The 21,160-nt window shown below is 70.1% G+C and carries 13 protein-coding genes; 7 read left to right on the top strand and 6 right to left on the bottom strand.

Annotated elements, in window-relative coordinates; all coding sequences use genetic code 11:
- The first annotated feature begins 1 nt into the window (after position 1).
- Complete coding sequence (locus ACIRG9_RS13870) at positions 2 to 4,057, top strand: ThuA domain-containing protein (RefSeq protein ID WP_402854777.1); 4,056 nt, start codon at positions 2 to 4, stop codon at positions 4,055 to 4,057.
- 546 nt (positions 4,058 to 4,603) lie between these two features.
- Positions 4,604 to 5,149 carry a GNAT family N-acetyltransferase gene (locus tag ACIRG9_RS13865; RefSeq protein ID WP_402854775.1) on the top strand — a complete coding sequence of 182 codons (546 nt, stop codon included), beginning with the start codon at positions 4,604 to 4,606 and terminating at the stop codon, positions 5,147 to 5,149.
- Positions 5,150 to 5,191: 42 nt separating this feature from the next.
- Here the strand turns inward: ACIRG9_RS13865 and ACIRG9_RS13860 are convergent, their stop codons facing one another.
- The 3 genes from ACIRG9_RS13860 to ACIRG9_RS13850 form a co-directional block, all read right to left on the bottom strand.
- On the bottom strand, positions 5,192 to 6,271 hold the full coding sequence (locus ACIRG9_RS13860) for a hypothetical protein (RefSeq protein WP_402854773.1): 1,080 nt from the start codon (positions 6,269 to 6,271) through the stop codon (positions 5,192 to 5,194).
- Positions 6,268 to 6,834: an RNA polymerase sigma factor gene (locus tag ACIRG9_RS13855; protein ID WP_402854772.1), complete on the bottom strand. Its 567-nt coding sequence runs from the start codon at positions 6,832 to 6,834 to the stop codon at positions 6,268 to 6,270. Before ACIRG9_RS13855 ends, ACIRG9_RS13860 begins: the two co-directional genes overlap by 4 nt.
- A 578-nt stretch (positions 6,835 to 7,412) precedes the next feature.
- Entirely contained in the window at positions 7,413 to 9,839 is a 2,427-nt protein-coding gene (locus tag ACIRG9_RS13850) for a M14 family metallopeptidase (RefSeq protein WP_402854770.1), read from the bottom strand.
- A gap of 479 nt (positions 9,840 to 10,318) precedes the next feature.
- Between ACIRG9_RS13850 and ACIRG9_RS13845 the strand changes: the two genes are divergently transcribed.
- Positions 10,319 to 12,235 (top strand): Xaa-Pro dipeptidyl-peptidase, encoded by a 1,917-nt coding sequence (locus ACIRG9_RS13845; protein ID WP_402854768.1) that lies wholly within the window; start codon positions 10,319 to 10,321, stop codon positions 12,233 to 12,235.
- A gap of 75 nt (positions 12,236 to 12,310) precedes the next feature.
- On the opposite strand, the gene ACIRG9_RS13840 is transcribed toward ACIRG9_RS13845, so the two are convergent.
- Positions 12,311 to 13,537, bottom strand: a complete 1,227-nt coding sequence (locus ACIRG9_RS13840) for a PucR family transcriptional regulator (RefSeq protein WP_402854766.1) — start codon at positions 13,535 to 13,537, stop codon at positions 12,311 to 12,313.
- Positions 13,538 to 13,826: 289 nt separating this feature from the next.
- Between ACIRG9_RS13840 and ACIRG9_RS13835 the strand changes: the two genes are divergently transcribed.
- The 4 genes from ACIRG9_RS13835 (at position 13,827) to ACIRG9_RS13820 (ending at position 18,057) form a co-directional block, all read left to right on the top strand.
- Positions 13,827 to 14,717, top strand: a complete 891-nt coding sequence (locus ACIRG9_RS13835) for a dihydrodipicolinate synthase family protein (RefSeq protein WP_402854764.1) — start codon at positions 13,827 to 13,829, stop codon at positions 14,715 to 14,717.
- A 184-nt stretch (positions 14,718 to 14,901) separates the two neighbouring features.
- Positions 14,902 to 16,956 carry a M6 family metalloprotease domain-containing protein gene (locus tag ACIRG9_RS13830; RefSeq protein WP_402854762.1) on the top strand — a complete coding sequence of 685 codons (2,055 nt, stop codon included), beginning with the start codon at positions 14,902 to 14,904 and terminating at the stop codon, positions 16,954 to 16,956.
- 79 nt (positions 16,957 to 17,035) lie between these two features.
- Positions 17,036 to 17,467, top strand: coding sequence for a hypothetical protein (locus ACIRG9_RS13825; RefSeq protein WP_402854760.1), 432 nt, complete (start codon positions 17,036 to 17,038; stop codon positions 17,465 to 17,467).
- Positions 17,464 to 18,057 carry a TlpA family protein disulfide reductase gene (locus tag ACIRG9_RS13820; RefSeq protein ID WP_402854758.1) on the top strand — a complete coding sequence of 198 codons (594 nt, stop codon included), beginning with the start codon at positions 17,464 to 17,466 and terminating at the stop codon, positions 18,055 to 18,057. Before ACIRG9_RS13825 ends, ACIRG9_RS13820 begins: the two co-directional genes overlap by 4 nt.
- Before the next feature lie 21 nt (positions 18,058 to 18,078).
- On the opposite strand, the gene ACIRG9_RS13815 is transcribed toward ACIRG9_RS13820, so the two are convergent.
- On the bottom strand, positions 18,079 to 18,702 hold the full coding sequence (locus ACIRG9_RS13815) for a YdeI family protein (RefSeq protein ID WP_402854756.1): 624 nt from the start codon (positions 18,700 to 18,702) through the stop codon (positions 18,079 to 18,081).
- A gap of 18 nt (positions 18,703 to 18,720) precedes the next feature.
- Positions 18,721 to 21,051 carry a transglycosylase domain-containing protein gene (locus tag ACIRG9_RS13810; RefSeq protein WP_402854755.1) on the bottom strand — a complete coding sequence of 777 codons (2,331 nt, stop codon included), beginning with the start codon at positions 21,049 to 21,051 and terminating at the stop codon, positions 18,721 to 18,723.
- Positions 21,052 to 21,160 lie beyond the last annotated feature (109 nt).

The following is a 21,160-nucleotide window of genomic DNA, read 5'->3' as shown; positions in this document are numbered from 1 at the left end:
GATGGCAGACAGACGCCATTTCCGGTTCTCCCGAAGAGTCGGACGCCTTCGCGCCGGCTCGACGGGACCCAACACATCCCGACCGCCCACCCCGACCGTGCCGCGTCACGTCGGCCGGCCCCGACGCGTCGGCGCCCTGGCCTTCAGCGCCGCCCTGGCGCTCGGCATGCTGGCCCTGCCCGCCCAGGCCGTCACCCCGGCGGCCGCCGCCGAGGCCGCCGCCGCGGTCAAGGTGCTGGTCTTCCACGGGCCGGTCGACCAGCAGGACGACCCGGTCGCCAAGGCCACCGCCAGCATCCGTGAACTGGGCGAGCAGCAGGGCTTCACCGTGGACGACTCGGCCGACCCGGCCGTGTTCACCGTCGGTAACCTGGCCCGGTACCGCGCGGTGGTGTTCCTCTCCGCCAACGGTGTCACCCTCGACGATGCCCAGGAGGCGGCCTTCCAGGCGTACGTGAAGGGCGGCGGCGGCTTCGTCGGCGTCCACGACGCGGCGCGCGCCCAGCCGGAGTCGTCGTGGTTCACCGGCCTGATCGGCGCCCGTCCGGCGACCAGCCTCCCGAACGCCGAGAAGCCCGTCTCCGCCACGGCCAGCGCGGAGAACCCGCCGAACGAGACCGCGGCGAAGGCGATCGACGGCTCGACTGGCACCAAGTGGCTCGCCTTCTCGCCGACCGGGTGGCTCGCGGCCAAGCTGGCGAAGCCGGTCGCGGTGAGCCGGTACGCGCTCACCTCGGCCAACGACTTCCCCGGCCGGGACCCGAAGAACTGGACCCTGCAGGGCTCCCAGGACGGCACCACCTGGACCGACCTGGACACCCGTAGCAACGAGACCTTCCCGCAGCGGTTCCAGACCAAGCAGTACAGCTTCACCAACACCACGGCCTACCAGCACTACCGGCTGAACGTCACCGCCAACGGCGGGGAACCGCTGGTCCAGCTCGCCGAACTGTGGCTGATCGGGCCGGACGCCGGGCCCGCGCCGGACAGCACCGTCCAGCGGGCGACCGTCGACGTCACCGACCGGCAGCACCCGGCCAACAAGGACCTGTCGTTGACCTGGACCCGCTCCGACCAGTGGATCAACTGGGACCCCAGCCCGATCGGCAAGGTCCACACGATCGCCCAGGTCGAGGAGCACACGTACAACTCGGGCCTGAGCGGCAACGGCGCCTTCCACCCGATCTCCTGGTGCCAGGACTACGACGGCGGTCGCTCCTTCTACACCGGCATGGGCCGGACCGAGGCGAGCTGGACCGGCGACAAGCAGTTCCAGGGCCACCTCGCCGGGGCGATCAGGTGGACGGCCGGGATGGTCCGCGGCGACTGCCAGGCCACCATCGCGTCGAACTACCGCATCGACCGGCTCACCACCACCAACCAGTCGGGCCAGCTCGACCAGATCGGCGAGCCGCACGGCCTCACCGTCGCCCCCGACGGCGGGGTGTTCTACATCGGCAAGGCGGCCTGCCCCAGCGGCCCGATCGTGGACTGGAACGACCCGAAGGTCGGCCTGGGGTGCGGCACCATCCACCGCTGGGACCCGAAGACCAAGCAGGTCAAGCTGCTCACCACGCTTGACGTGATGGGTAACCGGGGCAGCGGCAGCGAGCTGGTGAAGAACGAGGAGGGCCTGGTCGGCATCACCCTCGACCCGAAGTTCGCCGAGAACGGCTGGGTGTACGCCTACTGGATGCCGCACGAGTCCATCGACCGGGACCGGCGGATCGGCCAGCGAACCGTCTCCCGGTTCACCTACGATCCGGCGAAGCAGGCAATCGACCAGGGCACCCGCAAGGACCTGCTGCACTGGGACACCCAGATCCACAGCTGCTGCCACGCCGGTGGCGGGATGACGTTCGACGAGAGCGGCAACCTCTACATCGGCTCCGGGGACAGCAACTCCTCCGGTGGCTCGGACGGCTACTCGGGCAACAACTGGACGCAGGAGTGGAAGGGCACGTCGTTCCAGGACGCCCGGCGTACCGCTGGCAACACCAACGACCTCAACGGCAAGATCCTGCGGATCCACCCGGAGCCCGACGGGACGTACACCATCCCGGCCGGGAACCTCTTCACCGGCCAGGAGGAGGGCGGGGGCAAGGCCCGCCCGGAGATCTACGTGATGGGCGTGCGGAACATCGCCCGGATCGCCTGGGATCCGGTCAACCACTGGCTGACCGCCGCCTGGGTCGGCCCGGACGCGGGCGGGCCCAGCCCGGACCTCGGCCCGGCGAAGTACGAGACCGCCACGATCATCACCTCGGCGGGCAACCAGGGCTGGCCGTACTGCATGGGCGACCGGCAGCCCTACCGGGACCGCAGCAGCACCGACGCGAACGTGCTCACCGGCTGGTACGACTGCGACAACCTGAAGAACACCTCGCCGCGTAACACCGGCCTCGTGAACCTTCCGCCCGCCCGGGACAACATGATCTGGTACTCGCCGCAGGGCGGTGGACCGGTCTATCCGATGCGGAACGACGGCAGCGGGCTGCCCTCGTACGTGCCGGGTGAGGAGACCTTCACCCAGCCGTACCTCAAGGGCGGCGGCCAGGCCATCATGGACGGGCCGACCTACCAGCGGTCGAAGGTCGACACGAGCAGCGGCGTGGCCTGGCCGGCGTACTGGGACAACAAGTGGTTCATCGGCGACGAGTCCAACGCCAACAACCGGATCGCGGTCAGCGTCGACCCGGCGAAGGTCGCCGAGCAGGGCCCGCCGGCCTTCGCCGAGGACCTGCGCCAGATCATCCGCTCCGGCACCGGCGGCAACCAGCTCCAGTCCTGGATGGACGCCAAGTTCGGTCCGGACGGCGCGCTCTACATGCTCGACTACGCCGGCGGCTTCTTCAGCCTGCACGCGAACCAGAAGCTGATCCGGATCGCGTACACCGGCGGCGAGGCGACCCCGCGGGCGAGCGACGCCGCCTGGCGGACCGTCACGCCGAGCCAGCCGAGGACCGTCGCGTTCTCGTCGGCCCGGTCCGGCGGGGTGGCGTGGGAGTGGAACTTCGGTGACGGCAGCGCGCCGTCGCGGGAGGCCAACCCGACCCACACCTACCCGGGCTACGGCACCTACCAGGCGACCCTGAAGGTGATCTACGCCGACGGTCAGACGTCGACCGCGACGATCACCGTAACCACCGGTTGCGCCGCGCCGGACGTCCGCGCGACCGTACGGATGCTGGACACCGACACCGGCGTGACCAACCGCGAGGCCGGCGGCGGCTGCACCGTCAACGACCTGATCGACGACGAGCGGAACTGGTCGAACCACGGCCAGTTCGTCAGCCACGTCGCCGGCGTGGTCAACGAGCTGCGCGGTGCCGGTGTGCTGGACAACAAGGAGGCGGCGAAGCTGAACAGCTCCGCCGCCCAGTCGCCGATCGGCAAGGTCGCCGGCTACCGGTCACTGTTCGACGGCACGGCGGCGTCGCTCGCCGACTGGCGGCAGGCACCCAGCGGATCGTTCACCCTGCGGCCCGACGGGACCATCCGCAGCTCCGGCGGGCTCGGCATGCTCTGGTACGCCAAGGACGAGTTCGCCGACTTCTCGCTGCGGCTGAAGTTCCGGGACGTCTCCGCCGACGGCACGTACGCCAACAGCGGCGTCTTCACCCGGTTCCCGGACCCGCGAATCCCGCTGGACCAGCGGCCGGCCGACAGCTGCGGCACGGTTGGCTCGGCCCGGACCTCCCAGGCCTGGGTGGCGATCTACTGCGGCCACGAGATCCAGATCTACGACGGGCCCACCGGTGAGCCGCAGAAGACCGGGTCGATCTACAACTTCGATCCGCAGGGGCTCGACCAGGCCGGGGTGACCCCGAAGGGCCAGTGGAACGACTACGAGGTCCGGGTGGTCGGACAGCACTACACGATCATCCGCAACGGCGTGGTGATCAACGAGTTCGACAACACACCCGGCAAGGCGTCGTCCCGGGCCGGTGACCCGCCGACCGACCTGCGGCAGTTCCTCAGCGGGTTCGTCGGGCTGCAGAACCACGGCACGAACGACCTGATCGAGTTCCGCGACGTACGGGTCCGCTCGCTCTAACGCCCACCAGGTCAAGGGCCACCTCCCGGCAACGGGAGGTGGCCCTCCTGCTCACCTACGGCCGCCTGGGCATGGTGCTGCTCGACCCAGACAGCGAGGTCGACCGTCGCGTTGGCATCCCGTTCCGCTGTATGCCCACTCACCGCAGCAGAAGACGCGCACCGGGAGGGGCAGGGCGGGGCCGATAGTGCGGCAGGCACTACACATTCTGGTTGACGGATACCACCGAGGTGCCGCAGTGATCCGCCCGCCCCGCCAGCGCTGTTTTTGCCGATGATGCGGGCCAGATCCGCCCAACCCGCATCCGAATCGCGGCGGCCAGCCGCCGGTCAGTGGCATGCCGGCGGTGTGCAGGGCCGCCAGAGCTAGTCAGTCGTGGGTGATCTTTGACGAGTGGACGCTCGCCAGCGAGACAGGCGCCAACGTCAACGGGTGGTTTTGGCGGTACGAGTGGCTGTCCTGCGGGCCGGCACGTGCCCTGCCCGTTGGCCCGTCCGTGCAGTTATTCGTTTGTCGCCCATGGGCGGTGGCCCCTACGGTCCGACCATGGTTCTTCGGGAAGATCACATTCGCGACCGTGAAGCGATCGGCTCCCTCCACCGGCGTGCCTTCGGCGGCGACCACGGTGAGGTCGTGGCGGAGCTGGTGGACGACCTGCGCCGCGACGATCCCACTGCTCTGTCCTTCGTGTCGGAGGAGGCGGACGAGGTCGTGGGGCACGTTATGTTCAGCCGAGGTCTGCTGGACGCCCCACGGCGAACCGTTGGCGTTGCGTCACTGAGCCCGCTGGCCGTCGCCCCAGAGTGGCAGCGCCGCGGCATCGGCTCCGCGCTCATCCGCCATGGTCTCCAGGAACTGGATAAACGCGGCGTGCCGCTGGTGTTCCTAGAGGGCGACCCCCGGTACTACTCCCGTGTCGGCTTCAGCCCTGCGGTAGAACACGGCTTCCGTAAGCCATCCCTGCGTATTGCTGACTGGGCCTTCCAGGTAATCGAGCTGTCGGCATACGAGCCCTGGATGACCGGCACGTTCGTCTATTCGGAGACGTTCTGGAGGCACGACTGCGTCGGTGGGCGTGACAAGGACGCCTGAGCTATGCGCGAGTCGAGCGGCGCACGGAAACCAGGCCGTAGGCTAGGCGCAGCCCATCCCCTGGGCGTACGTGGCCTTCGGGTTTCCGGCGACGAATCCGTCGGCGATCTCCCAGAACACCTCCGGCCAGTCACCCTTCTTGTCCATCTGGTGCAACACCTTCCACTGGTGGCTGCTGCGCAACGCGTCGGTGGCCCGCTGGAGTGCGGCGTCGTCACCGGTCCGCTTCGCGCGTAACCATTCCGCGATCCACGCGCAGCCGACGCGGCTGGTCACCTCTGTGCCGAAATGGTAGGGGTCGTTCGCGCCGATGTCACCGAGGGCCGCGGTGTCGAACTTCGGCGGCAGCGGCACGTCGGCGAGCACCCTGGCCGCCTCCGCGGCCACCCGGTCCGGCGTGACGACCTCCGGCGGAAGCGCGGCCAGCCAGGTGCGTGCGTCGACGCGCACCACGTCGGCGAGCACCTGGTCGAGCCTTTTCCGGGTCCAGTTGCTCCCGGTCCGGAGCCGGACGAAGACACCGTCGCGGGGGCGAAGCAGGACCTCGAAGTCGCCGAGGTTATAGACGAAGAGGTCGCCCGGCCAGCTGTCGACCGTCACCGGTTCCGGCTTGCCGACCCTGAGCCGGTCGGCGTAGAAGCTGTCGTAGATGTCGTCGTACGGGCCGGCTGGGGCCCAGTTCATCTCCATTTCGTGCCTGCCGTTACGGAACCTGATGGTGCCGTCCTGCTTGGCGAACCCGTAAACGGTTGTCACCTTCCAGCCGGGCCGGTTGATCAGCAGTCGCGGGTTCTCCTCGGCGGCCTTGAGCGCTGCGGCCGAGTACACGACGGGGGCGCCCGCGGGGGCGGCCGGGCCGTCGTCCTGGTGTTCGGGGAGCACGGCGGGCACGGCGAGAACGCCGGCGAGAACCGCGGCTGCGGCCAGTGCCACGGCGGTGCGGCGGACCATGCTGCGGGTCGCCGGGGGGCGCGGCTGCGGTGGTTCGAGGAGGCGATGAAGGGGCGGCACGGACATGATCTCGTCCAGGAGGGCCTGCTGCGCCCCGTCGAGGTGTCCGATGACATCGGGCCGGTAGGGGTCGGCGTCCCGGACCATCTGGTCGAGGTGCTTGTCGGTCATCGGCCCTCCTTGGAGGCGGGTGCGGTCAGGACATCGAGTACATGTCCGGGCGGGGCGAGGTCGTCACCGATGAGGTCGCGCAGTCTGGCCCGCGCGCGCGACAGGCGGGTTCGCACCACGGCCGGGCTCAACCGGAGGACGGCAGCCACCTCGCGCGGCTCCAGGCCCTCCCAGACGGTGAGCGTCAGCACCTCCCGGTCCACCTCGCCCAGACGGGCCAGCGCGGCCTGGACGGCGAGTCGTTCGGGCACCACGCTGCCGGGATCAGCGACGACGATCCCCCTCATTCGCTGCCTGAGCCGCTCACCCAGCCGCTCGCGGCGCAGACCGGTGCGGCGGTGGTTGGCGAGCACCCGTCGAGCGACGCCGTACAGCCACAGTCTGACCTCGGCGTCGGCCGGCATCTCGTGGCCGCGGCGCCATGCGACAAGGAAGGTTTCGGCGACGACGTCGGCCGCGTCCTCGGGCTGTTCGGCGCGCCGCAGGGCGTACGCCAGCAGCGGCTGGAAGTTGCTGGCGTAGACGCGTCGGAAGCGTTCCTCGTGGTCAGTTCCGGAGCTCACATTCCCCCATGTCCGGCTAAGCGCCGATCGTGACAGGGCGAGCAGGAGCAGACAGGGTCACCCACGTCCTGAGGCCGAACGAGGGGATTCATCGGCGCTGTTCGGTAACGGCGCGAGGCGGCCAGATACCGCGATGCACCAGCCGATCAAGGTGGTCCAGCAGCCGGATCTCGCTGCGGAGCACTCGGCCTCGTTCCACGTCCGGCAAGCCAACGAGCGGGTCTGGAAGCTCTCGGTCGGGGGGTACGTGGACCATCGATCCCGAGTAGGTCCGACACTGTGAGCACCAGGCCAGGCCGATGCAACGCTCATACATCGGGGAACCAGGCGGGTGGAACCGGTAGGAGTAGGAGTAGATCTCGCCGTCGCAACCAGGGCGGCGGTGGAGTTCACGGGCGTGATTGACGAAGCGCTTGGACCAGCGCCACCGTGTCCAGTCCTCGTGCTCGCTCGTCACGGGCGGAAGCATCACACAGTTGCGGTTGTGCGGGACGCATGTTCTTTCGTCAGTGTCGCAGACGGTCGGGTGCCGGGCACGGGGCGTGAGCCGCCGTACCCGGCACCCGGGTCAATCTCCGTCAGCTGGTGGGCAGTACGGCACTGCCCTTCTGGTAGTTCTTGCCGGTGCCGTCAGCGCGGTAGTTGTTCTCCACGTTGCCGGCGGCGTCCACCGAGAACCAGTGGATCTTCGTTCCGGCCGGCAGGGTCACCGTCTCGCCGCCCTCCCGGACGCCGGCGGAGGCGTACAGGGTGGACGAGTAGGTCGGCGCGCTGCCGTCGAGGGTGTAGAAGACCGCCGCCGGCTCGCTCACCGTGAACGTGACGTCCACCATGCCGGGCGTGTTGCTGGCGGTCACCGACAGGCCGCTCTTCGGCCGCTGGTGGTCGGTGTCGAAGTCCCGGGCCACCCGCATCAGCTCGACCAGGCCGTTGGAGAACTCCATCGTCTCGGCGTGCGCCTCGTTCCAGGCCGGCTGGAACGAGGTGCCGACCTCGAAGTTCCAGGCGTAGATGCCGTACTTGTACCAGAGCATGTCGCCGGAGTTACCGGCCGCCGAGTACAGCACGTCGGAGATCGGGCCGGTCCGGGCCGGCGTGACCGCCATGTTGCGGTGCCGCTTGATCGCGGTGAGGATCCGCGACGAGGCCCCCCAGAAGAACGACTCCTCGGCCAGGGTCGGCCGGGGGGCCGAGATCCGGTCCGGGGTGGTGTACGCCCCCGGCGACCACATGAAGTAGTTGCCGGAGGAGTGCAGGTTCATCGAGAACTTGATGTTCTTGTGCTGGGCCAGCCAGTCGAGGTTCTTGTCCTCCGGCTCGGACAGCTCGCTGGGCCCGGCGTAGGTGCCGCTGGTGCAGCTGCTGGACGCGCCCGAGTAGCCGTCGAACAGGCTGTACTCGGTGTAGTTGCGGTTGTTGTCGACACCCCACGAGTTGCGACCGAGGGCGTCGGCCGCATCGGTCAGCGGGCAGTGGTTGGTCATGTTCTTCCGCTGCGAGGCGTAGTCGTAGAACGAGTAGTGGCCGCCGTCCGGGTTGATCGACGGGGCGATCCAGATGTCCAGGTTGTTGAGCAGCTGCTTGGTGCGGCCGTCGTGGCCGTAGTTGCGCAGCAGTCGCTCGGCGGTCTCGATGGCGACCAGCGGCGGCACCCACTCACGGGCGTGCTCCTGGGCGTACGCGAGAACGCCCATCCGGGACCCGTCGCGGTGCTTGCCGATCCGGATGGCGTACATCGGCTGCGGGTCGCGGGAGACGCTGGCCGGCGCCTTCAGGCCGTCGGTGAGCCCGGTCCGGGCGGCGGCCGCGACCACACCGGCTCCGGCGTCACCGCGGTAGGTGTACGCCCGGACGATCGACCCGGCGTTGGCGTTCAGCGCCGCGGCGACCTGGGCCGCGGTGCTGGTCAGTGCACCACTGGCGTTGGTGGCCAGGCTGACCCGGATGTCCTTGCCGGTCACGGTCACCGACAGGGGACGGCTGGCGGCACCCGGGTTGACCAGCTCGACGGAGATGTCGTTGCCGCCCTCGTGCCCCCAGGCCAGCGAGTCGACCGCCACCCGGTTGGCGTTCGCGGCACCGAGCACCGCCTGTGCCTTGCGGCGGTAGCCGTTCGTCTTGTACGGCAGCTCGACGACCTCGGCCAGGCCGGGGAACTCGGCGGCGAGCTGGTGGACCCGGTCGTACAGCTCGGTCGGGGTGAGGTAGCTGCTGACGAAGTCCTTCTGGTAGCCCGGGCCCTCGGGGTCGTCGGCCGGGATCGGCAGCCACTCCTTCACCTGCGCGACGGCGACCCCGCCGGTCGGGCTGGTGATCTGGATCCGGTCCGGGCGGGTCGTCACCGTCGAGGCGCCCCGGTGGTACATGTAGACGCCGGCGTCCACGAAACGCGAGATGTTCTGGGTGCCGCCCGAGCCGAGCGCCGTGCCGGGGCCGCTGTCCCGGACCACGGTGAGCGCGTTGGTCGAGGTCTGGCCCTGGGCCCACTTCGCCTCGACCGACAGGATCTGGTCGGTGCCGGAGGTGTAGTAGTCGGCACGGATGATCTTGACGTCGGAGGCGTCCGAGGCGACCAGGGACGCGGTGAAGGCCTGGTTCTCCGCCTTGTGCGCGGCGATGGTCGCCTCGCGCTCCGCGACCCGCTCCGCGGAGTCGGAGGGCTGGAAGACGGTTTCGCCGAGCCGGTAGCCCCGGGCGCGCAGGGCCGCCGCCTCGCTCGGGGTGACCACCGCGTGGGCGACGATGCCCTCCTCGGTGCGCGTCACGTCGTGGTCGAGGTCGACGCCGGTGGCGACGAGTTTGTCCAGCTCGGCGCTGTCGGCGAGCAGGACCTCCACCACGCTCGCCTCCTCGTCCGGAAGCCGGTTCAGCTCGATGTTCTGGCCGGCGCCGTCCGCGGTTGGTGTGACGGCGGAGGCCGGACTGACCAGGAGCACGGCCGAGACGGCCGCGACCGCGACGACCGGTGCCCGCCAACGGCGGTCACCGGAATTCGGCATTCGCATGTTCTCCCCTTCTGACGATGGGTGCGGGAATTGCGGCCCGCGACGATCGGTGTATTCGAGACCCGCGTGCTGCGGACGCCTGGCGCGACCAACGGACTAGGGCTGACGGAGTCGGTTTACCGCCACCGGTGCGGCGAACGGAGGACCGCAGGTGTGAATTCACATCGGTGAGCGTCCGGTGGGGCGGTCAGAGTGGCGGTTGGCCAATCCTGAACGCATCTTCATCCGGCTGTCAATGATGGATCGCTCCTGAATCGACGGTCCGGTGGTCGATCCGTGCGACCACCGGCGCGGTGGCTCCGGCGGCCGTGCGACAGGCGTAGGAGCCAGCGGCGACCATCTTCCACAGGTGTCCGATGACCTGCCCGCGCGTCGGTCCGTAGGTTCGGTGCGACCGTTACGGCGGTGACCCATGTCTATGCCGGGCGAGAGAGTAGACCTGCAGGTCGACGGGCGCTGTGGGGAAAAGGAGCACGCGGATGCGAAGAGGAAGACTTGCCTGGCGCGCCTCGGTGGTGGCCCTGGCGGTGGCGGTCACCGGCCTGCCGGCGACCGGCGCGCTGGCCCGGCCGGGCGCCGACGAACGCCCCGGGTTGACGATCGAGAATGGTGTCACCCAACCTGTTTTCGGGTACGCCGACGCCGTTCGGGAACGGATTTTCGTCACCTCCGACGTCGACACCGACGGCGACGGTGCGCGTGACGTGGTGGCTATGGACATCATCCGGCCGAGAGCCAGCGAGAACGGGCTCAAGGTTCCCGTGGTGATGGATGCCAGCCCCTACTACTCGACGGTTTGTCGGGGCAACGAGAGCGAATGCAAGGGCGATGTCGACGGGGACGGGCTGAATGACAAATGGCCCCTCTTCTACGACAACTACTTCGTCCCGCGTGGCTACGCGGTGATCCTGCTCGACATGATCGGCACCAACAACTCGACCGGCTGCCCGGTCACCGGTGGCGAGGCCGACAACATCAGCGCGCCGACCGCGATCGACTGGCTCAACGGGCGTCGGCCCGGGTTCGACGCCGCCGGCCGGACGGTCGTCGCCGACTGGCACAACGGCCGGACCGGCATGATCGGCAAGTCGTACGACGGCACCCTGGCCAACGCCGCGGCGGCCAGCGGGGTGGACGGGCTGACCACGATCGTGCCCATCTCGGCCATCTCGAGCTGGTACGACTACTCGCGTAGCAACGGCCTGGTCACCCGGGCGAACAACTACTCGGGCAGCCTGGCCAACACGGTCACCGACGCCAACCGTCGGGCGTACTGCGCGCCGGTGCGGACGGCCCTCGGGCAGGGCGGGGACGACACCACCGGGGACTACAACGAGTTCTGGGCGGAACGCGACTACGTGCCGCACGCCAACCGGGTCAAGGCCAGCGTCTTCGTGGTGCACGGCATCAACGACGACAACGTCCGCCCGGACCACTTCAGCAAGTGGTGGGACGCGCTGGGCGCGCAGGGCGTGCCGCGCAAGCTGTGGATGACCGGCACCGGCCACGTCGACCCGTTCGACTTCCGCCGCACGAAGTGGGTCGACACCCTGCACCGCTGGTTCGACTTCTGGCTGCAGGGCATCGACAACGGAATCATGCGGGAGCCTGCCGTGGACATCGAGCGGGCGCCGGACGTCTGGGAGACGGCACGCACCTGGCCGCTGCCGAACACCCAGCCGACCCAGGTGTTCCTCACCGCGCCGGCCACCGGGAACGCGGGTGGCCTGTCCCTGCACTCCGGTCCCGGCAACGCGAAGGCCGGCTTCCAGGACACGCCGACGATGACCCAGGCCAACGCCATCCGCCACCCGTCGGACCCGGCGGCGAACACGCAGAACCGGTTGGTGTTCCTCTCCGCGCCGTTGCAGGCGCCCCTGCACATCTCGGGCACCCCGATCGTCCGGATCAACGCCACCGTCGACGGCGAGGACACCAGCTTCGCCGGGCTGCTCGTCGACTATGGCAGCCGCGAGCGCTTCAGCACCGCCGGTGACGGCGTCCGGACGCTGACGCAGGAGGACTGCTGGGGGGAGACGGCCAACTGGGGCGGCTTCGCCGAGGACGCCTGCTACAAGAAGGTGGAGAAGACCGTGATCACCAGCCCGCAGGAGCTGGTGACCAAGGGCATCATCGACGGCCTCAACCTCGACTCGCTGTCCGTGTCGACGCCGCTGGTGCCCGGGCAGAAGACCGAGGTCGACCTGAACCTGCTGCCCGAGGACTACGTCTTCGAGACCGGCAACCAGATCGGCGTGGTCCTGCTCGGCTCGTACTCCGGCTTCAGCAGCCGGGCCAAGCAGAACCGGGCCAACATCACCGTTCACTTCGACCGAAGCCGGATCACCCTGCCGGTGGTCGGCGGCCGGCAGGCGGCCGCGGCGGCTGGCCTGTAGGGCTCCGCGCAGGTGTGGGACGTCGGAGCACCCGGCGTCCCACACCTGCCTCGTCGCCCCCTGTCCGGGCGCCGGTTACGGCTGGTACTGGCCGGTCAGGCGGCCGAGTTTCAGCGCCAGGTGCAGGCAGAGGCGTTCGTTGCCGTCCTTGAGGTCGGTGTCGGCGAGCAGCTCCACCCGCTGCAACCGGTAGTACAACGTCGTCCGGTGCAGCCGCAGCCGTTCCGCGGTGGCGTGGGCGTTGCCGGCCAGGTCGAGGTAGGTCTCCAGGGTTTCGAGCAGCACCTGCTGGGTCTCATCGCCGAGCAGGCGACCCAGCCCCGGATGCACCCGCGCGACGTCCAGGTGCCGGGCGTCGACCCCGGAGAGCAGCCGGTAGATGCCCAGCTCGGACCAGGGGACGACCGGACCCAGCGCCGGCAGCTGGACGCCCACCCGGGCCGCCTGGAACGCCTCCTGGTACGACAGCACGCTGTCGTAGAGGCGGGGTCGGGTGTCGCCGACGCCGAGGACGGTGCGCGCCACCGACGCCAGTCCCCGAGTCGCCCCGCGCAGGGCCTGGTCGAGCTGCGCGGCGGCGTCCTCCGCGGCCACCCGGACGGCGTTCCGGCCTCCGCAGAGCAGCAGCACCCCGTGGTCGTGCCGGACCAGGTGCAGCGTCTCGCGCGACCCGATCCACTGCCGGGTCGCGACGAGCGCGTGTTCCAGGGCGATGCGGGCCTCGTCGTCGAGCGCATCGTCCGGGGCCACGACGAGCTGGGCGACCAGGGCGGTGACCTGACCGTCGGTGCCGAGCAGGCCGTCGGTCAGCAGCGATCGGACGGCCTCGCGGCGGGACTCCGGGGACTCGACGAGCAGCGTGCGGGTCGCCTCCGCCTCCCGCTGCGAGGTCAGCTCGCCGAGCAGGTTCTCCCGGTAGAGGGCGAGCGACAGGTCCGACATCGCCTCGGTGACCACCGAGATGTCATCATCGGTCATCCCCTCGGCCTCGTCGATGAACCACACGAAGCCCAGCAGCAGGTCCTGGTGCCGGATCGGCACGCACACCCGGGGGAGGAGGTCCAGCTCGGGGGAGGCTGGGGTGCGCACCGGCTCCCGGGCCTCCATGATCCCGATCTCCCGCGCCCAGGCGATCACCTCCGGGGTGGTGTGCCGGCGCAGGATCGAGCTGCGGCGTACGCCGTCGATCACCCCGGTGTGCTCGCTGTAGACGACGACCCGCTGGCGCCGGTCCTCGATCAGGGCCGGTCGTTTGACCCGTGCCGCGACCCGGTCGACGATGCGTTGCAGCTCCATGCGCATGCGATTCTCCCGGACACCAACCCGCTCCGGCGCTGTCTCCGCTCGGCTCGGACTGGATATGTGCTGGTAGGACGGTTGGCCTACCTTCGATGATGTTGGCCTGATGGCGCAATCCCCGTAACCTCACCGCAACATCCGTACCCGGAATAGCCTCGGCGGTTTCGGCATCTGTCGGAAGACCGCGAGAGGTCACCCCCCTAACGTGTGCGGTTGCCGGCCCAACGGGCCAGGGTGGGTCGTCCTCTCGCTGGGCACGCCCGCACGAACGGAGTGTCCGGGAAGGGACGTCGTGGCCGCAACCAGGCCCTGGCAGGGCGTCATCGTCGCCATCCCCACGCCGTTCCGGGCGGATCTGTCGGTCGACTACGACCAGCTCCAGGAACACGTACGGTGGCTCACCGACGAGGGCTGCCAGGGAGTCGCGCCGTGCGGCTCGTTGGGGGAGTACCGGTCCCTGTCCGACGGCGAGCGCGCCGACGTGGTCCGCGCCGCCGTCGAGGCCGTGCCGAGCGGCTGCGCGGTGGTGCCGGGGGTCGGCGGGTACGGCAGCCGGCAGGCACGGCGCTGGGCCGAGCAGGCCCAGGCCGCGGGCGCCCAGGCGGTGCTCGCGCCGCCCCCGGTCGGGCACCCGGGCACCGCCGGCGAGGTCGTCGCCCACTACCGCGAGGTGGCCGCCGTCGGGCTTCCGGTGGTGGTGTACGCCGACCCGGCCGAAACCACGGTAGACCTGACGCCGGAGTTGCTCGCCCGGGTCGCCGAGACCGACGGCGTCGTGGCGGTACGCGAGCGCGACGTACGCCGGCTGCACCACGTCCGTGACCTGTGCCCCCACCTCGACGTGCTGGTCGGCGCCGACGATGTGCTGCTGGAATTGACCGTCTGCGGCGCGACCGGGTGGATCGGGAAGAGCCCCAACGCCCTGCCCCGGCTCTCCCGCCGCCTGCAACGGCTGTGCGCCGCGCAGGACCTGGCGGCGGCGCTGCCGTTGTACGCCCAGCTGCACCCCCTGCTCCGCTGGGACTCCCGGCCCGAGGTGGTGCAGGTCGTCAAGCTGGCGATGGGGTTCGTCGGCCGGTACGGCGGTCCGTGCCGGCCGCCCCGCGGACCCCTGCCGACGGAGACCGAGGCGCGGCTGAGCCGGGACCTGCGGCGGGCGCTGCGGGCCGACGCCCAGTTGTGACGGTCCGCGTCGGCGGGCCTCCTGCACGTGTCGGAAGCGGCCGGTCCACCTGCCGACATCTGCACGGTGACCACCGCATCGACCGGCTCCTAGATTCGGTTCGGGTGTGATCATGCCGGACGGCGACTCCGCCCGGCTCCGATCGCCTCCACCCTCCCGAGCCCCCGACCTGAAAGGTGACCCGATGCACCTTCTGCCCACCAGGCGCGCGGTGTGGCGTTCGGTGCTGGCCGCTGCGGTCGCGACCGCCGTGGTCGCGACCGGATCCGCCGGGCCGGCCGCTGCCGCACCGAGCCTTCCGCCGGACGGGCTGACCCCGTTCCAGGCGATCGATGCGCAGCACTGGCAGAACCCCGACACGATGACCTGGGACGACTTCGTCCCGGTGCCCAACAAGAACTGGGCCGACCCCACCATGCGTGGGTCGGTCCGCAACTTCAAGATCGCGCTGGTCACGCTCGACTACTCGGACCAGCCGTTCGTCATCACCCAGGCTCCGCAGTCGTCGGTCTTCGGCAACCCGCAGTCGACCGCGACGAACGTGCAGCGGGACCAGGTCGCGCAGTTCTACAGCGAGTTCCTGAACAAGCCGAACGAGCTGAACCGGGGACACACCCTGCACGAGTACTGGATGCAGGACTCCAACGGCCAGTACGGCGTGGACCTCACCGGCTTCGGCCCGTACAAGATGCCGTCGAAGTCGTACCAGTACGGCATCGACAACAGCTTCAACCCCGGCGCCTGCCCGTCCGGGGAGACGTGCAACCGGAACATCCGTACCGACGGGCTGGGTGCCTGGCGCGCGGCGGTCGGCGAGGAGGTGGCCAGCAGTTTCGAGCTGATCTTCATCCTCTCCGCCGGTCAGGACGAGTCCTCGACCTGGCAGGAGTTCGGCCAGATGATGTTCCAGACCAAGGAGGACGTGCCGGACGCCTGGGGCCCGCCGGACCCCAACCTGCCCAACTACGCCAAGACCCGGTACGTCGACTGGACCTCCTGGAAGTCGGCCGCCACCATCTGGCCGAACGCCAGCGGCAACTCCTCGACGCAGGCGGAGAGCTCCGGCATGGGCGTCTACGCCCACGAGCTGACCCACCTGCTGAACATCGGGGACAACTACAACAACCCGTACGGCGTTCCGTTGCGCCGCGCGTACACCGGCATCTGGAGCATGATGTCGCGCGGCTCGTTCAACGGTCCGGGCGGGCCCCACACCCGCTGGCAGATCCCGCCGGTCAACGGCGGCTCGATGGGCTCGCTGCACATGCTGCGGGACAAGCTGAAGATCAAGCTCCTCGGTGAGGAGCACGTGCTGCGGCTGTCCCGGGAGGGCCTGGCCACCTCCGGCCTGGTGGTCGCCGACGTCACCGCCCGCGCGGTGGACGCCGGGGACGGCCTGACCGGCCTCAACATCGCCATGAACCGGGACCTCTCGCCGGCCTGCACCGTCAACACCAACCCGCTGTGCGACGGCGGCAACTACAACAACTACACCGTCGAGGTCGTCGACCGGATGGGCGCGGACTCGTTCACCCCGGACAGCGGCGTGCTGCTCAGCAAGACCAAGAACGCCGACAGCGCGCCGTTCGTGTGGGTGGTCGACGCCAACCCGCAGGACATCGACATGGTCGACTTCTACCAGCCGAACGGCACCCCGCAGAAGATCACCATGGGTGACTACCGGCAGCTGTCCGACGCGCTGTTCCACGCCGGCGCCAACTCCGGCAGCGAGTACGAGTACGTGGACGAGGCCAACCGGCTGCACTTCTACGTGCTCAACCTCCGCCGGGACGCCGCCGGGGTGCTGTCGTACACGGTCGCGGTCCGTTCGCTGGACGGCGCCGGCCCGAGCGCGCACGGCGTGGCGCTGTCCAAGGGCTCCCTGATCACCCGGGGCCAGCCGACCGGCGAGGGTGCGTTCTGCACGTTCGACCTGACCAACACCGGCAAGTACGTGGCCGGCGAGCAGTCGCACCCGGAGGACGCCAGCGACTACCTGACGTCCGACGTGTACAAGCTCTCGGCGACCGTGCCCGGCAAGGGCTGGAAGGTGGAGCTGCCGAACGAGCTGGCCGTGGCCAAGTTCGGTGACACCACCGGGGTCAACGTCTCGGTCGGCGCCTCCGCCGACGCGGTCGCGACGACCCTGGTGGAGCTCACCGCCACCTCGGTGAGCGACCCGAGCAAGACCGTGACCAGCCAGTGCCGGGTCGAGCGACCCCGGGCGCTGATCAGCTGATCCACCCGATGACCCGGGGCGGTGCGGACCGTTCGCCGCACCGCCCCGGGCTCCACCTCACGACGATCTGGGAGGACCGATGCGGCGCCTGCTGGCAGTGCTGTCGCTGCCGTCGTTGCTCGCTGGCGCGCTGACCGGCTGCGGCGGCGCCGAGGAGTCCCGGTCGGCGATGACCGTGCGGGTGCTCGTCCGCGACATCAACATCCGGCCGGAGGGCGAGCCGTGCGCCGGCACCGGCCCCTACACCCATTTCCACAACCGCGCGCCGTTCCAGGTGACCGACGCCGCCGGCCACACGCTCGCCGAGGGCTCGCTGTCGTCGGGCACGTCGGTGGCGACGTTCGCGGAAGACCTGGAGGTGGCGCGCGTGCCGACGTACTGCGAGTTCGCGGTGCCGGTCAACCTGGCCGCCCGGGACGCCTACCGGCTGGTCGTCGACGGCCACCCGCCGATCGATCTCACCCCGAACAGCAGCGAGGGCCCCGCGCTGGTCGCGGTGGTCCCGTCGTGACCCGCCGGTACGCGGCCGGCCTGGCTGCCGCAACGTTGGCCCTGGTCGCGGCGCTCGCCGCGGCGGCCTGTTCCGACGGCACCCCGGCACGACCGGAACCGGTCCCGGGCGGTGCCGCGGCCCTGCCCGGCCCGGCGCCCGAAGGGCTCGCCCTCCGACCGGCCCCGTCCGGCGTGCCGGCCGCGCCGGCCGTCACCGGCGCGCTGACCGACGGCAGTCGGGTCACCTTCGCCGACCTGTGGGCCGACCGGCCGGTCGTGCTCGTCTTCTTCAGCTCCTGGTGCGCCCAGTGCGAGCAGCGGCAGGACGCCCTGAGCGAGTTGGCCCGTACCTACCGCGACCGGGTCGTCTTCGTCGGGGTGGCCGGCGAGGACAAGCCCGACGATCTGCACCGGTACCTGCGGGAGCATCGGGTGGAGTACCCGGTCGTGGTCGACGACGACGGCGGGATCGGGCAGTCGTACGCGGTCCGCGAGCCTCCGGCCGTGGTGGTGGTCGCCAAGGGTGGTGCGCTGCTGCGGGGGTGGCCGGGTGGAGTCGACGCGCCGACCCTCGACGGCAAGCTGCGTGAGCTGGTGCTGGCCTCCTGACCCGACGGGCCGCGCCACCGGTCAGGGTTCCGCCGGCCCCGCCCCAGGGCCGCCGAGCGTGCGGCGTTGCGGATGGATGGTCTCGCCACGGGCCAGCATGGCGACGAACTGCGCGATCCGGCGTTCGCGGGTGTCGGCGCGCTTGGCGGTGGCGAGCCGGTGGAGGATGGCGAACCGGTTCTGGGCGGTGAGGATGTCGAACATCGCCCCGGCCCGGGGCTCGGCGGCCAGTGCGGTGGCGAGGTCCGCCGGGACCTCCGCCGTGGCCTGACCGGCGTACGCGGCGTCCCAGCGGCCGTCGCGCTTGGCGCGGTCCACCTCGGCGATGCCGGCCGGATGCATGCGGTTCTCGGCGAGCAGCCGCCCGACGATGCCGACGTTCCGCGCCGACCAGGGGCTGCGTGCCCGCCGTGGGGTGAACCGTTGGCGGTACGTGGCTTCGTCGCGGCTCCTCACCTGGCCGTCGATCCAGCCGTGGCAGAGGGCCTCGTCGAGCGCCTGGTCGTAGCTGACGGTGGTGGGGCCGGTGCCGCCGCGCTTGGCCAGCACCAGCCACACGCCGTCCGGGTCGGCGTGGTGCTCACCGAGCCACCGCCGCCAGGCGGCGGCATCCGGGACGATCAGCTCCGGCAGCTCACCGGGCATGGTGGCGCCTCCCGGTGGTCACCGCGGTCCCCTGGTCCGCGTCGGCGACAGGGTCGCCAGCGGGCTCAGCGAGGGCGACCCGGTGGGCGGCGGTGTCGGCGGATCACTCGGGCTCGGGCTGGGGCTGGAGTCCGACGGGGTCTCGCTCGGCGTCGGCCGGGGCGAAGCGGTCCGGGACGACGTGGTCGGTGCCGGTTGGCTCGTGGCCGGCGGCGGGGCGTCGTCCGGGAACTTCGGGTCGCTGAACCGGTACTTGTCCGGGTCGAGCTTCATCGCCGCGGTCGCCTGCTCCATGAACTGTCGCCAGATCGGTGCGGGGGCGTTGGACCCGAACACCTGGTAGCTGCCGTCCTTCGTCTTCAGCGGCTTGCCGTCGCTGGTGCCGAGCCAGACCGCTGCCGCGAGGGCACCGGTCCAGCCGACCATCCAGGTGTGCACGTTCTGCGTGGTGCTCTGGCCCGCCTGCCAGGTGCCGGTCTTGCCGGCGGAGTCCCAGCCGTTGTCGAGCTTGGCGGCCTTCACCCGGCGCAGCGTCCAGTCGAGCTGGTTGATCGCCTCCTCGTTCAGCCCGATGTCGCTCTGCTCCAGCTGCTCGGTGTACAACTTGTCGTCGCCCTTGGTCACCGAGCGGACGAAGTGGGCCTCGGCGCGCTTGCCGCCGGCCGCGAAGGTCGCCATCCCGTTCGCGTGGTCCTGGACGCTGATGCCGTACTGGCCGATGCCGACCTCGGTGGAGAACCGCTTGGCCGACTCCTCGGCCGACTTGTCGCGCAGGTCCACCCGCTGCGGCTGTGGGTTGCCCTTCACGGTCGCCCACATCGAGTCGACCCCGGCCTGCTTCGCCATGTCGATCACCTTGGCGGTGCCGAGCTTCTCGGTCAACTCGAAGTAGGTGACGTTCAGTGAGGCGACCGTCGCCTCCCAGAGCGCGCAGTCGGGCTGGCAGGCGGCGTGCTCGGCGTTGCGGATCGGGCCGGCCGAGCTGTCCTTGGTCCGCCCCGACTCCGGGAACTCCTTGGTCTCCGGCGAGTCGAAGTGCTGCTTCACGGAGATCTTGTCCTGCACGGCGGCAGCCAGGTCGTACACCTTGAACGACGAGCCCGGTGGGTGCTGGCCGAACCCGCTCGCGTGCCCGTTCTCGTCGTAGTACCAGCCGGCGTAGTCGGCGCCGGTGCCGCTGCTGCCGCCGAAGTAGCCGAGCACCCGACCGGTGCCCGGTTCGACCGCCACCAGCGCGGCCTGCCAGTTCTTCGGCTGATCCCGGACCGCCTCGGGGGCGGTGTCGCGACGGATGTCGGCGGCGGCCTCGGCCGCCTCCTGGACCCGTTTGTCGATGGTGGTGACGATCTTGTAGCCGCCGTCGCGGATGATCTCGTCCGGCTTGCCCCGGAACTGTTCGGTCTGGCGCAGCTCGGCGAGCACGTGGTTGACCACCAGGCCGTTGGGCCCGTCCAGCCCCGTCTGGCCGGCGTTGGGGTCGATTTCCTTGACCGTGTCGGGGTACGCCAGGTTCGCGGCCTGTTCGGGCGTCAGGTAGCCCAGCTTCACCATGCCGTCGCGGATGTAGTTCCAGCGGTCGACCGAGTTCTGTTTGGCCAAGGCGTTGCGCCGCGGGTCGTAGCCGGGCGAGCCCTCCGGGTCGGCGGGGTCAGCTTCGGGCTGCTTCACCATCGCGCAGAGCACCATCGCCTCCGCCTGGGTCAGCTGCTGCTGCGGCGGCGCGTCCCGGCGCACCGTCTTGCCGAAGTACGTCTGCGCGGCCGCCTCGATCCCGTACGCGCCCCGCCCGAACGGGACGGTGTTCAGATAGAAACCGAGGATCTCCTTCTTGCTGTACTTGTCGCCCAGCTTCCAGGCGATGACCGCCTCGCGCAGCTTGCGCGAGTAGGTGACCCCGCGCAGGTCGGCGGCGACCCGTGCGTACTGCTGGGTGATGGTGGACGCACCCTGCCGTTGCCCGCCGGTGAGGTTGGACCAGGCGGCGCGGAGCACGCCGCTGAAGTCGATGCCCTTGTTCGTCCAGAACGTGCGGTCCTCGGCCGCCACGATGGCCTGCTTGGCGGAGTCGTTCATCTGGTCGTACGGAACGATCGTGCGGTTCTCCGCGCCCAGCTTCGCCATCGCCGTGCGACCGTCGGCGTAGTAGACGGTCGTCGACTCGGGAAGTTTGAGGTCGGTGGGCGTGGGCACCCGGTCGAAGTAGTAGCCGCCCGCGAGCAGGCCGGTGCCGGCCAGCAACGTGAAGACCGCGAGGAAGATCAGCAACCGGTGGCGTCGGCGCTTCCGGCGCCGGGTCGGGGCGGCGGAACCGCCGGCATGGTCGTTGTAATCGGTAGGAAATTCCCGCACCCGATACCCTCCGACTGCTCGGCCGAATCGTGTCCCTGCTCGACCTGCACGCTAGCGGAGCTGCGGGTATGCCGTCTGCCACCGCCGTCGCCGGATGTGTTCAATCTCG

Origin of the sequence: Micromonospora sp. NPDC093277 (genome assembly GCF_044765245.1) — a bacterium.
In the GTDB taxonomy this organism is placed as follows: Bacteria; Actinomycetota; Actinomycetes; order Mycobacteriales; family Micromonosporaceae; genus Micromonospora.
Note: the sequence above shows the minus strand (reverse complement) of the source record. Positions and strands in the feature narration are given on the sequence as shown.